The 13,105-nt window shown below is 47.6% G+C and carries 14 protein-coding genes; 5 read left to right on the forward strand and 9 right to left on the reverse strand.

The annotated features are described in order from the left end of the window. Window positions 1-47: 47 nt before the first annotated feature. Entirely contained in the window at window positions 48-1,316 is a 1,269-nt protein-coding gene (locus tag JS578_08810; protein QRX62988.1) for a carboxypeptidase-like regulatory domain-containing protein, read from the reverse strand. Window positions 1,317-1,579: 263 nt separating this feature from the next. Between JS578_08810 and nadB the strand changes: the two genes are divergently transcribed. From nadB to JS578_08835, 5 genes are all read left to right on the forward strand, one after another. Further along, window positions 1,580-3,160 (forward strand): L-aspartate oxidase, encoded by a 1,581-nt coding sequence (gene nadB / locus JS578_08815; GenBank protein ID QRX62989.1) that lies wholly within the window; start codon window positions 1,580-1,582, stop codon window positions 3,158-3,160. 222 nt (window positions 3,161-3,382) lie between these two features. After that, entirely contained in the window at window positions 3,383-4,180 is a 798-nt protein-coding gene (gene folP / locus JS578_08820) for a dihydropteroate synthase (GenBank protein ID QRX64972.1), read from the forward strand. A 7-nt stretch (window positions 4,181-4,187) separates the two neighbouring features. Then, complete coding sequence (gene cdaA / locus JS578_08825; GenBank protein ID QRX64973.1) at window positions 4,188-4,952, forward strand: diadenylate cyclase CdaA; 765 nt, start codon at window positions 4,188-4,190, stop codon at window positions 4,950-4,952. Window positions 4,953-5,024: 72 nt separating this feature from the next. After that, window positions 5,025-6,131, forward strand: coding sequence for a DNA replication and repair protein RecF (gene recF / locus JS578_08830; protein QRX62990.1), 1,107 nt, complete (start codon window positions 5,025-5,027; stop codon window positions 6,129-6,131). A gap of 6 nt (window positions 6,132-6,137) precedes the next feature. Further along, window positions 6,138-6,431, forward strand: a complete 294-nt coding sequence (locus JS578_08835) for a DUF721 domain-containing protein (protein QRX62991.1) — start codon at window positions 6,138-6,140, stop codon at window positions 6,429-6,431. 16 nt (window positions 6,432-6,447) lie between these two features. Here JS578_08835 and JS578_08840 read toward each other — a convergent pair whose 3' ends face one another. From JS578_08840 to JS578_08875, 8 genes are all read right to left on the reverse strand, one after another. Beyond that, window positions 6,448-7,089, reverse strand: a complete 642-nt coding sequence (locus JS578_08840; protein ID QRX62992.1) for a hypothetical protein — start codon at window positions 7,087-7,089, stop codon at window positions 6,448-6,450. A gap of 101 nt (window positions 7,090-7,190) precedes the next feature. Then, a complete protein-coding gene (secG, locus tag JS578_08845; GenBank protein QRX62993.1) occupies window positions 7,191-7,559 on the reverse strand; it encodes a preprotein translocase subunit SecG in 369 nt (122 codons plus the stop codon). 3 nt (window positions 7,560-7,562) lie between these two features. Then, window positions 7,563-8,306 (reverse strand): hypothetical protein, encoded by a 744-nt coding sequence (locus tag JS578_08850; GenBank protein QRX62994.1) that lies wholly within the window; start codon window positions 8,304-8,306, stop codon window positions 7,563-7,565. A 3-nt stretch (window positions 8,307-8,309) separates the two neighbouring features. Next, window positions 8,310-8,816 carry an LptE family protein gene (locus JS578_08855; GenBank protein ID QRX64974.1) on the reverse strand — a complete coding sequence of 169 codons (507 nt, stop codon included), beginning with the start codon at window positions 8,814-8,816 and terminating at the stop codon, window positions 8,310-8,312. Continuing rightward, complete coding sequence (locus tag JS578_08860) at window positions 8,816-10,081, reverse strand: sigma-54-dependent Fis family transcriptional regulator (GenBank protein QRX62995.1); 1,266 nt, start codon at window positions 10,079-10,081, stop codon at window positions 8,816-8,818. Before JS578_08860 ends, JS578_08855 begins: the two co-directional genes overlap by 1 nt. Before the next feature lie 46 nt (window positions 10,082-10,127). Continuing rightward, window positions 10,128-10,958, reverse strand: a complete 831-nt coding sequence (locus JS578_08865; protein QRX62996.1) for a 1-acyl-sn-glycerol-3-phosphate acyltransferase — start codon at window positions 10,956-10,958, stop codon at window positions 10,128-10,130. Window positions 10,959-11,056: 98 nt separating this feature from the next. Next, the gene (gene glmM, locus JS578_08870) at window positions 11,057-12,439 is read right to left on the reverse strand and encodes a phosphoglucosamine mutase (protein QRX62997.1); all 1,383 of its coding nucleotides are present in this window, start codon (window positions 12,437-12,439) and stop codon (window positions 11,057-11,059) included. A 40-nt stretch (window positions 12,440-12,479) separates the two neighbouring features. Continuing rightward, on the reverse strand, window positions 12,480-13,034 hold the full coding sequence (locus tag JS578_08875; GenBank protein ID QRX62998.1) for a DUF4827 family protein: 555 nt from the start codon (window positions 13,032-13,034) through the stop codon (window positions 12,480-12,482). Window positions 13,035-13,105 lie beyond the last annotated feature (71 nt).

Consider the following 13,105-nt stretch of genomic DNA (forward strand, 5'->3'; position numbering starts at 1 on the left):
ATGCAAAGATACTCCTAATATTTAAAAAAACAAACCCTTTTCACTTTTTATTCACTCCTGCGTTTCAGTTTGCCGCTCAGCCGTTTGATTGCATCGCTGATTTCCTGGTCCGGTTCAATCACGTTGTATGCGCCCCAGAAGTTGGGGTCGAGAAAATGCTCGACCTTCTCGGCGATCACATCTGTGGAGCGGATTCTTTCCTTGCGGGGGAATTTCACCACGTTGTCGTTATACTTGTCAGTGATGGCCATCTCCGAGCGGATGGTGTAGTTAGTGGCAAAAAGGCCGAAGAAACGATTGGTCCATCGCACGCGGAACGAAACCTCTGTACTGCTGTAATTGAAATACCATTTCCCCCCATTCTCCGTATAATCTACTACGTATCCGGCACCGGAGACCTCCACCCGCATCTTGGAGGGTTTACGTCTGATAAAGATGCTTGCCGCATCATTGCGATCTTCAACGTTCATGTTAAAAACCATGCGGGCAAAAGCCAAGGATGCTGCATCCAGGTAGATTGTTCCCCTGAAGAGAATCTCTTCGATACCTTCGTTGGGTTTAAAGGCAATGATGTAGTGAGGTTTGTTGTTGATGTTGATGAGTCCCTCTATATGGAAGTCATACTCATCACCTTCTGTGCCGAAGACTACCTCGGGGTTTTTTGCGATATCAAGCAACAGCGCGTCACTGATGCCTCCCTGGAACTTGAGCAGCACCGTGTCACGAGGTGAGATATCGGTTGCTTTCCGTCCGATGTAAATGCGAGCCTGGTCATTGCTGTAGGATCGGTATGATGCTTTGTAAATATCAAGTACCGCCTCCACCAGTGAGATGTAGTTGTTCCCCTTCTCTACCGACTCACGGTAGAAGGCAATCATCATGTTGGGATCGGTAGCGTAGTTCTCGGGGATGCGTTGCAAAGCTTCCTTCACCAGGTCCCTTCCGTCGCCCGAAACCACCAACACCTCGCTTAGCTGGATGGGTGAGGGGCTCATCATGATGTGGTTGTTGGGACTTTCAATCAGTGTGATTACCGGTATGCTCTTGTTCTGGTAGCCCAGGTGTCGTATCACAAGTTGTGCATTACGGGAAGACGAAGGTACCCGGATGGAGAAATATCCTTCCTGGTTGGTGATGCTTGAGACACTAATCTCTTCGACCATGATGCTTGCATTGACGAGTGGTTGGTTCGTGTCACTGCCTACAACTCTGCCTCTTAGTACAAAAGTGCTGTCACCCTCTTGAGTTGTCTCTGCTAAAGAGAGAGCGGGTGAAATGAGAAAAAAGATGAGAGAGAAAATTACCGGTAATTTCATCTTATTGTTGTTTTGTGTCAGATAATTCTTTTCCGCGCGATTTTATCCAATTACAATGATACCAGATGCTTTTTGCAACACCATCTACCGGTACAAAGTAAGTAAAAGGAAACAATATGACAAATAAACCACTCATTTTTAACTTAGTTTCCTTCTATTTCATTTCCTGCATCTGTGGCAACCATGTCCTAAAAAAAGGAATCTGTGACAAATGACACAATAATTGTGTAAATTTGTGGAATCATAAACCAAAATGAGAGACGATGGTACACAGGTATGATTTCCTGGTAATCGGTTCCGGCATTGCCGGGATGAGTTTCGCCCTGAAGGTAGCCAAAGAGGGCAGGGTGGCTATTGTGGCCAAAAACCCTCTTGAAGATGCAAATACCTATTATGCACAAGGTGGCATCGCCTCTGTTACCAACCCCTGGGATAATTTTGAGAAGCATATCGCTGACACCCTCGACGCAGGTGGAGGGCTTTGTGACCGAAGGGTGGTAGAGAAAGTAGTGCGGGAAGCTCCCGCTCAGATCAGGGAGCTGATCAGCTGGGGGGTGGATTTCGACCGGGATGAAACAGGTAATTTCGACCTGCACCGGGAGGGAGGGCATTCCGAGAATCGCATCCTGCACCATAAAGACAGTACCGGAGCGGAGATTCAGGTGAGTTTGATCGATGCTATCCGCAACCATCCGCAGATTGATGTTTACGACCATCATTTTGCCATTGAGATACTCACGCAACATCACCTGGGACAGATAGTAACACGCCATACGCCGGGCATAGAGTGCTACGGTGCTTATATTCTGGATCAGGAGACCAACGAGATTGATACGTTCCTTGCACGTGTTACCATGATGGCTACCGGCGGTATCGGATCGGTATACCAGACTACCACCAATCCACTGGTGGCTACCGGCGATGGTATTGCCATGGTTGCTAGAGCCAAGGGTGAGATTAAAGGGATGGAGTTTGTACAGTTTCACCCTACCGCACTCTATCATCCCGGTGCACGTCCATCTTTCCTGATTACCGAAGCAATGCGTGGTTATGGGGGCGTGTTGAAAACAACGGATGGTAATGAGTTCATGCATAAGTATGACCGTCGCGGTTCACTCGCTCCACGTGACATCGTGGCGCGTGCCATCGACAGCGAGATGAAGGAGCGGGGTGATGAACATGTCTTTCTCGATGTCACACACAAGGATGCAACAGAAACCAAAAAACATTTCCCCGGGATATATGAGAAGTGTCAGTCGTATGGTATCGATATCACACAAGAGATGATTCCTGTCGCACCTGCTGCCCATTACCTTTGTGGTGGTGTTGTTGTGGACTTACATGGATGCACCAGTATTGGTCGGCTTTATGCCAACGGCGAGTGTGCCTGTACCGGTTTGCATGGCGCCAATCGTCTCGCCTCCAACTCGCTGATAGAGGCGGTGGTGTTTGCCGATGCTGCTGCACGGCATTCGATACCCTTTTTCAGGCACTACCCTCTTAGGGAGGATATCCCTGCCTGGAATGCCGAGGGTACAAGTTCCCCCGAGGAGATGGTGCTTATTACCCAGAGTTACCGTGAGGTGGGACAGCTGATGGCCTCCTATGTGGGGATTGTACGTTCTGACCTGCGGTTACGCCGTGCCATGGATCGACTCAATATTTTGTTCCGTGAAACGGAGGATTTTTTCCACCGTTCGGTGGTGTCGCGTGAGATCTGTGAACTACGTAACATCATCAAGGTAGGGTACATGGTAATCAAGCAGGCAATGGCACGTAAGGAGAGCCGTGGGCTTCATTATACCATTGATTACCCAAATCTCGATCCGGATTCGGTGTTGTAGATGCTTGCAGGTTACATAGTTGGGTAGTTATTTAGGTGTTGGTTTGAAGTTCAAGGTTATTAAATTCACAGACTGGTAGGTTTGTAAGCAGAATAATTTGAAGAACTTCGAAGCAAGAACTAATATTTTAACAGCTTGTTGTTTTTATTACTTAAACAAATCATTTTGAGGAAAACAATCAACATCGATGGAGAACTGCTGGATCTCACCACCCCAAAGGTGATGGGGATACTAAACGTGACCCCTGACTCCTTTTACTCCGGTAGCCGAAAGCAGACGGAAGAGGAGATCCTCCAGCGCTGCCGTCAAATTCTGGAGGAGGGTGGAGCGATGATTGATGTTGGGGCACAGTCAACGGCACCTACATCTTCTTTACTTACAGCAAAGGAAGAGGCTGCGAGGCTGATGCCGGCATTAAAGCTAATCAGACGGGAGCTGCCGGAAGTCATTCTCTCAGTCGATACCTTTTATGCCGATGTGGCCAGGCAGGCTGTTGAGGAGCATGGAGTTCAGATCATCAACGATATCTCTGCCGGACAGATTGATTCACGGATGTTTTCAGTGATGGCTGAGTTGAAAGTTCCATATGTATTGATGCATATGAGAGGCACTCCACAAAACATGCAAAAGCAGACCAACTACGATAATCTATTCCAGGATATAACATACTTCTTCTCCGAACGAATTGCACAACTTAAAAGCCTTGGAGTGAACGATGTGATTGTTGATCCCGGTTTCGGTTTTAGCAAAACGGTGATGCAAAACTTTGAACTGATGGCTTATCTCAAATATTTTCATATCTTTGATGAACCCATACTGGTAGGGATCTCGAGGAAATCGATGATTTATCGGTTGCTTGGGAATACCCCGGAGGAGAGCCTCAACGGCACCACCGTCCTCAACAGTATCGCTCTGCTTTCGGGTGCATCCATCCTCCGCGTACACGATGTAAAAGAGGCGGTGGAGTGTGTGTTGCTTACAAGCCAGATTAAACAATTTGATCATCAAACTGCTCAATAGCTACTCTATGTTCGCACATTTCGGGATAAAGGACTTTATTGATGTTCTGCTGGTGGCCTTTCTTCTTTACTACCTTTTCCGGCTGGTAAAGATTTCCGGGTTGAGACCACTTTTCATCGGTATTCTTGTGTTCATGGTGATTTGGATTCTGGTGTCACGTGTCTTCAACATGGTGCTGTTGGGTTCAATCCTTGACCAGTTTGTCAGTGTGGGGCTGTTTTTACTGGTGATCCTCTTTCAGGATGAAATACGTCGATTCCTGATGTCACTTGGTTCAAAGAGAGGTTGGAACTTCATCTCGAAGCTCTTCTTCCCCAGCGACAGGCAAAAGAAAGACAATTCACACCTTACTGCAATTGTGCTGGCTTGCATGAATATGTCGAAAAGCTACACAGGTGCCTTGATAGCAATTCAGGGGGATATTCACCTGGGACTTTATGAACAGACCGGTGAGATTGTCAATGCAGAGATCTCATCCCGCCTCATTGAAAACATTTTTTTCAAGAACAGTCCCCTGCATGATGGTGCGATGATAGTTGTGGGCGATAAGATTAAGGCTGCCGGGTGTATTTTACCCATCTCTCAGAATCCCAATATCCCGACCCACCTGGGGCTGAGACACCGGGCTGCACTTGGTATCTCACAAGAGACCGATGCAAGGGTGATCATTGTCTCTGAAGAGAGGGGGAAAATCTCATTCGCATCAAAAGGACGACTTAAGGTGAATATTTCACCCGAAGATCTGCAAAGGCTCTTGCTGACAGATGAGTAGTTGGGGATGCTCCCTAAGGATTGAAATCACTGCCGGGGACATGACCTGTTCCGCATTAAACATAACTTTTAAATGATATTACAATCTCTCTCAATCATCAACTATAAGAATCTGAGGCAGGCAGAGCTGCAGTTCTCCCCCAAGATGAACTGTTTCATCGGTAACAACGGGATGGGTAAGACTAACCTGCTGGATGCGGTTTATTATCTATCGTTCTGTAAAAGCTACACAAATCCCGTTGACTCGCAGATAATATGTCACGATGCTGATGTATGCATGTTACAGGGACGCTATCACACGGAAGATGGTAAAGAGGAAGAGGTATACAGCAGTATCCGTCGCCGACAAAAAAAACAGTTTCGCCGCAACAAAAAGGAGTACGAACGGCTTTCGGATCACATAGGGTTAATTCCCCTGGTGATGATTTCGCCAGCTGACAACGACCTGATTACAGGTGCCAGTGAGGAACGGCGAAAATTCATGGATATGGCGATCTCTCAGTTTGACAGGGAATACCTCCGTGCACTGGTTCGTTACAACAAAGCTCTCCAGCAGCGCAATGTACTGCTCAAGAGCGAAGAGGGGGCAATTGATCCTGATGTTCTGGAGTTGTGGGAGGAGCAGCTTGTGGTGGAAGGCAACTATATACACCGGGAGCGGAAGGCATTCATAGACGTTTTTACTCCAATATTCAATCGCTTTTATGAACGAATCAGCGGTTCTCATGAGGATGTTTCCTTCGCTTATAGCTCCCAGCTTAACGTGGATGATTTTGGTGAAAGACTAAGACGTAACAGACAGCGAGACATGATTATGGGGCACACTACAACAGGTATTCACCGTGATGAGCTGGAGATGTTGTTGGACGGGTATCCAATCAAGAAAGTTGGCTCACAGGGGCAGAACAAGACTTTTTTTGTTTCGCTCAAACTGGCACAGTTTCACTTTCTGTTGTTGAAAGGAGGTGCCAAGCCGATACTTTTGCTCGATGACATCTTCGACAGGCTTGATGCTGCACGCGTGGAGGAAATCGTGAAACTGGTCTCCGAGCCTGAATTCGGACAGATATTTCTCTCCGATACCAACCGTGAGTCTCTCGATCGAATCCTGCAGGGTGTCGGCAACAACTCTCATATCTATACCGTCATTGATGGCGAGATTACACTGATAAACGATTAGAAGCCTATGGAGAAGAAAAATGCCCAACCCTTGTCGGAAGTACTCTCCGATTTCTTCGACAGTAACAGTCCACTAAAAATGAAACTTGCCGAACACCGCGCCGTTAAAGGGTGGTATGAGTTGCTGGGAGAGGGAGTTGCAGCATATACTCGAAGTGCATATTTCAGTCGTGGAGTGCTTTATGTACAACTCTCTTCATCAGTCTTGCGTGCTGAATTGCTGATGAATAAAAAGGGGCTTGTAGAGAAGATCAACCAACATGCAGGAATGAACGTTGTACGTGATATCGTGTTAAGATAATGAATGGCTGGTCTTCTCAGAAGAAAGCCGAAACCCCGAGGTAAAAACCTTCCGGATGTGGTGAATTCACATGCTGCACCAGGTCGTAATTCAAAGTGATATGTGATCTCCCGATACGTAGACCACCACCCACGACCAGAGAGGGGACCATGCCTCTACTCCTTTCCTTATTCCCATTTGATTTGTATATCAATGTTGAATGTATATAATTTAGCTCCGGTTGCGCAAAGAACGTGATGAATCGGGTGGGATATAGATAACCGAAGAGGTTTGCTCCCGTGAGATTGCTTTTGATCTCATAGCTGGTTGTGGCTGCGCGGGTGTAATAGTACTTGATACCCGCACCGGCCAGCAGGTAACGGTTCAGTTGGTATCCAATCTGCGGGCCTATCCCCAGGCGGGTGTAGTTTCTGCTGATTGACAATCCCAGGTCTGCTCCGAAACGAAGCTTCTTGCGGTCGAACATCGGAACGTCATTTCCATTTAACTGATTGTCTGTTGATTTGAGGGGTTTTGCCACCGTGTGGTGGTATTGCCCGTCGGCAGGATAGATGTTTCGTTCATCATCAGCAGAGACGCTGATGGTGTCGTAACGAATTGTCTGTGCTTCAGTAAGGAGGCTGAATGTGAGAAGAAGGACTGTTAGAAGCTGTTTCATAAGGAATCAGACAAAAAGGAGGGAGAGAGGTTTAACTAAAAAAAAAGAAGTTGAAAAACAATTCAACCTCTTTTTGTCATTTTTTCTATTCCTGAACAGAATTACTCTGCGGTTCCCCCTTCTTCCGGTATCGGTTGAGTTGGGACCTCCGTCGGAATGGGCAAACCGGGTGCTACATCGGGAGCCGTGGAGGGGTTGAGGGGAGCAGGCTGCTGTACTTCTACTTGCGACTGAGGGCTGTTGCTCTGAGAGGTAGTAAATTTGGCAGTCAGGACGCTCAGCACAATCATGATGCCGGCCAATGTCCAGGTGAATTTTTCCAGGAAATCGGTCGTTTTGCGTACCCCCATGATCTGATTTGATGAAGAGAACCCGCTTGCCAGGCCACCTCCCTTTGATTTTTGAACCAGTACGGCGAGTATCATCAGGATGGCTGCCAGCAGGATGAGAATTGTGATGAAAATATACATGTCTTATTTGTTTTTGTTCTTCTCGTTTGCAATCAATAATTCCAAGAAACGAATTTGGTCGGCAAAGTAAACACTTTTTTTTGGAAAATTCAAACTTAATCGTTTAATAATTGTGAGTGCCTGCTCATATTTATGCTGTTTAATATAAATACGAGCAAGTGTTTCGGTAAGGAACTCACCTCCATCCTCATCATTCCTGTTCTCCAATCTTCTTTCCCTGGGAGCCTGTTCAGAGGAGGTGAAAAGATCATCTGTCTCTGCTTTCTCAATAAAAGCATCGATGATGCCTTGATGTTGAAAAGGTTGACTCTCTGTATCCACTTGTTTATCAGTTTCGCCAAGTGACTCCAGGTAGGCGAAATAGTCGGTACCGGCAACTTGTAGATAGTCATCCGGGAGAGAGAGCTCATTCGTCTCCATTGAAAGTGTGCTCAGAAAGGAGTCGAGAAGGGTTTCGGTGCGATCTTCCGTTTGCTCCTTCCCTTCTGCGTGATTTGTCACAAATTGGGCATATTTTTCATGGCGAATCAGGTAAAGAAGCTGCCTCCTGTCGCTGCAAAGCACCGCTGTCCTTGCCAGCTCTTCCTCAAACCGTTCACTGATGTGCATTTCCAGGCTTTTGGTGAGGAGCATCCGCGAAGTGGGAAAACAGGGGTACTCCTCCACCACCTTCTCCAACACCTGGAGGCTTGTATCATCCATGCCGCCGGGGTCGTCCATCCATTTGTAAAGCAATTCTTTCGTCATAGACTACCAGTTAGCCATGGTTGCATTGAATATTTGGTCAACGATCTCTTCTATCAGTTCTCCCATCAGCTGATCCTGTACACTGTCGAAGACGGTGTTGCTGGAAAAGGTGCGGTTTGCGGATATACGCTCTTCAATTTGGGGAGCGTCAGTTTTGTTGTTGCGGAAACGCATTCTTACGGTCATGGTGAGCTTGGTCTCCGATGCGAAAGCATCCTCCTGTACCGCAAGAGGTGTTAGTTCATACCCTACGATTTCTCCTTCAATCTCCATGTCACCATTTTGGTTTACCAGTTGCAGACGGGTGTTTCGGGTGAACATATCTTTCATCTCCTCATTGAAACGTTGCTCCAGTGGTGGATATACCAGAGGGGCCTGGTTCACGAAATGAGCTATCATCAGAGTTTTCGTCAGTTCATAGTCAATCGAAGTAGTCCTGAAAGAGTAAGATATCCTACAAGAGCTAGCCATCACAGAGAGTATGAGAAGAAACAGGATTTTTTTCATCATCATCCTTCCAGTTTGTATTCCTTGATTTTGCGGTATAACGTTCGTTCGGAGATCCCCAGATCGGTTGCGGCCAGCTTTCTCTTTCCCTGATGTCTTTCGAGTGCTCTTGCAATCATCTCCTTTTCTACCTCGCTGATGGAGAGTGCACTTTCTTCGTACTCTGTGGCCTCCTGAACGTCTCCTCGCTCGTGTTCCTGCAGTTTGATTTTCTTTGGCATTGTATCAAGTTTTACCGGTAGGGAGACATCTGCCTCTTCATGACGAATCAAGGAGGAGTGCATAGCAGCTGCATCTGTATCGTATGAAGACGAGCTGTTTCCCGTTCCCTCCATCAGATTTTTCACCACCTGTTTCAGGTCGGTGATATCTTTCTTCATGTCAAAGAGCACCTGGTAAAGGATCTCCCGTTCGTTTGCAAAAGAACGTTGGTCTGAATCGTTTAGTTGCGAAACAGGCACGGGCAGCATGCCCACTTCATTGTAGGGGAGGTATTTTTGCAGGATATCAGCGTTGATCACCCGTTCCTGCTCGATAATGGAGATCTGTTCGGTGATGTTCTTGAGTTGGCGTACGTTTCCCGGCCAACGGTAATTTTTCAGCAGTTCACGTGCATCGTCGGTAAGGCTGATGGGCGGCATCATGTATTTCTCTGCACAGTCACCTGTGAACTTGCGAAACAGAAGAGGAATGTCATCTTTTCGGTCACGAAGCGGCGGGATTCTTATCGGCACGGAGTTGAGACGATAGTAAAGATCTTCACGGAACTTGCCCTTCTCAACCGCTTTTACCATGTCCAGGTTGGTGGCTGCTACCACCCTCACATCGCTCTTCTCCACCTTAGAGGATCCCACCTTGATGAACTCCCCGCTTTCCAGCACGCGCAACAGACGTGCCTGCGTGGAGAGCGGCAGTTCACCCACCTCGTCGAGGAAAAGTGTCCCACCGTCAGCCACTTCAAAGTAGCCCTTACGGCTACCGGTAGCTCCGGTGAAGGAGCCTTTCTCATGGCCGAACAGTTCAGAGTCTATGGTTCCTTCAGGGATCGATCCGCAGTTGATGGCGAAATAGGGCCCATGCTTGCGACGGCTGTACTGGTGCACAATTTGTGGAAAGTTCTCCTTGCCGGTACCACTCTCTCCCGTGATCAGCACCGAAAGGTCGGTGGGAGCCACTTGCAAAGCTACGTCGATTGCCCGGTCCAGCTCGGGAGAGCTGCCGATGATACCGAAACGCTGCTTGATTTGCTGTATAGGGTTCTTAGCCATATCTGTTTGTTGTAATGCAAATGAACTACCAAAGATACACAATTATTCAGATTCTGCCCAACGAGTAGGTTCTAGCTTTGAGAAATCTGCCCAGTGCTTGAGTGTCATCTTCAAAGTGGCCGATTTCCTCCGGCAGGATGGGATCGCCAAAGGTGAGTATCATCTCATATCCTTTTTTGTTATAGAGTTCGTGACAGAGTCGCAGGTTTCTTATACGCCACCCCAGTATGCGTGAAAGGTAGAACAGGGGACTGTTGTGGCCGGAGATGTGCAATGGGATCACTGGAGCCTTCACCTTGCGAATGATCTTCAGGGCTGCAGGTTGCCAATCCCGGTCTTCAATCACCATCCCGCTTTTTTTTAAGTAAAGGTTAGAGACAGCACCGGCAGGGAAGAAGCCCAGAGGATGTCCGTGACGGAGATGGGCAATGCTTTCACGGATGCCAGCATAGGTGACGCTCTTTTTCTCAGAATCCTTCATTGGATTCACTTTAATAAAGTTCTCCTCCATGGTATCTATAAGTCCCAGGAAGAAGTTGACCATCATGCGGTAATTGGGAAAACGAGTGGCCAAAGCCTCGATGATAGCAATGCCATCGATATGGCCATAAGGATGGTTTGAGACGGTGATAAAGGGCCGATCGCGGAACTGTTCCAAAACTTCTGAATTACGCAAGGTGCGCTTCACTCCCAGTTTGTCCAGCACATCACGACAAAAGTCCGGTCCCGTAAGGTGTTTGGAACGTTCGTAGATCTCGTTTGGTACGTTCAGTGCAGCAATCTTCATGCCCAGATCGATGAACCAGTCCCCATGTCTGCCACGGAAAATGGGGTGGATTCCCCGCACGTCATCGTGGCTTACAAGCATCTCTTTCATCCTTCTACAATGTTTTTCCGTTTATCTAACTCAAATGCCACGTCATGGAGATGAAGTGGCATGCGAGCGGTTAATCAATATGTTGTACAGGGCTTCTTCTATGTTAGTTCCCTGATTAGGTCAATAATTTCTTTGCCGATTTTCTCGGCCGCATCAGCTGAGGCTGCCTCTGAATAGATGCGAATGATCGGTTCGGTGTTGGATTTGCGTAAATGAACCCATTTGTCAGGAAAGTCGATTTTCACCCCGTCGATATCGGTCACCTGCTGGTCGCTGAAGCGTTCTTTCATTTGCTGAAGTATAGCATCGGTGTCTATGTCGGGTGTTAGCTCCACTTTTTGCTTGGCCATGAAGTAGGAGGGGTACTCCTTTCGGAGCTGCGAAGGTGTTTTCCCGGTACGGGCCAGGTAGGTGAGGAAGAGCGCAATCCCCACCAAAGCATCCCTCCCGTAGTGTGATGCGGGATAGATTACACCTCCGTTGCCTTCACCACCAATGACAGCTCCCACCTCTTTCATCTTCTCAACCACATTCACCTCTCCCACGGCAGCGGTATGGTAGGAACCTCCCCTGGCCAGGGTGATATCACGCAGGGCGCGACTGGAACTGAGATTTGAGACTGTGTTGCCGGGTGTATACTGCAGGACATAGTCGGCCATTGCGACTAGTGTGTATTCTTCACCAAATGGCTCCCCATCTTCACAATAGATTGCCAAACGGTCCACATCAGGATCGACAGCAAATCCCACTGTAGCTTTTGAACTGCGTGTGAGCGAAGATAGCTCGGTGAGGTGCTGTGGCAATGGCTCTGGGTTGTGAGAGAAGTTGCCGTGAGGGGCACAGTGGAGTTTGAAGATCTCTTTCACTCCCAGTGCGTAAAGCAATTCGGGGATAGCGATGCCCCCAACCGAGTTGACGCAGTCCACCGCAACGCGAAAGTTCGCAGCAGCGATTGCATCAACATCTACCAGCTCGAGCGAAAGTACCGACTGTATATGATCATGTAAGAACTGTTTTTGTGTGATCTTTCCCAGATTATCCACCGGCGGGAAGGTAAAGGCGCCTCCCTCAGCCAGTGCCAGAATCTCTGCCCCTTCAGCCGCATTTAGGAATTCACCTTTGTGGTTCAACAGTTTCAGGGCGTTCCACTGGCGCGGATTATGGCTTGCAGTGATAATGATTCCTCCTTGGGCAGACTCTCGGGTTACAGCAATCTCAGTGGTGGGGGTAGTTGCCATGCCGATGTCAGTAACATCGCATCCCATCGCAATGAGTGTACCTGTGAGGATGCGATGTACCATCTCACCTGATATGCGGGCGTCACGTCCTACTACAATCCTGGTTTTGCCCTCTTTCGATTGGTTCTTGATAAAGGTGGCGTAGGCTGCCGTAAATCGCACAATATCTGAAGGTGTAAGGTTGTCTCCTGGCTCACCGCCAATTGTGCCTCTGATGCCGGAAATTGATTTGATCAATGTCATGTTCTGTATCTCGGTTTTGTATGCTCTATAGGTATAATTTTCAGTATTTTCCCTGGAAACGATACTGTACAAAATCGTAGTAGGAGGGTTGGTATTGTGACCGATCGTTAGATGAACCCATGGTGAATGGAATGATCATCTTTACCTCCCCGTTGTGCCCCACACGCTCCAATGGTATCATCCAACCGGGGTTACTGTAGTAGCTTTTTGTGGTTGAGTTTACCGGGCCCAGATACTTCACTTCGACCGGATAAGCCAGATTTGAGTAGCGGATGGTGTCATCTGCCATGAAGTAGTGAAGGTCACGGAAACGAATATAGACAACCTGGTTTTGTGTTAGATTCGTAGTCGTGTCACCGTATGAGATGACATGGTAGTAAACACCTGAAGCAGGATCCTTGTAAAATTCTTTCTCCCCGAAGTTGCCACTCGCGGGATATTCGTCTAAGATGGTCAATTGTTGTTGGGCTATGAAAAGATCAATTGCTTTTTCTTCATCATTCAGGTAATCCGCATAGGTCTTCCGATCGTTGCAGGCGGGAATGATGAGCAACATTCCTAAAAGCGCAAATATGATAAGTATTGTTTTGTTCATATATCTCTGTCGTCTAATTGATACTGATTGCAAAAGTACACAATCTGTACTAAAAATAACTTTATTACGCC

The sequence above is a fragment of the Dysgonomonadaceae bacterium zrk40 genome (genome assembly GCA_016916535.1).
Taxonomy (GTDB): domain Bacteria; phylum Bacteroidota; class Bacteroidia; order Bacteroidales; family Dysgonomonadaceae; genus Proteiniphilum.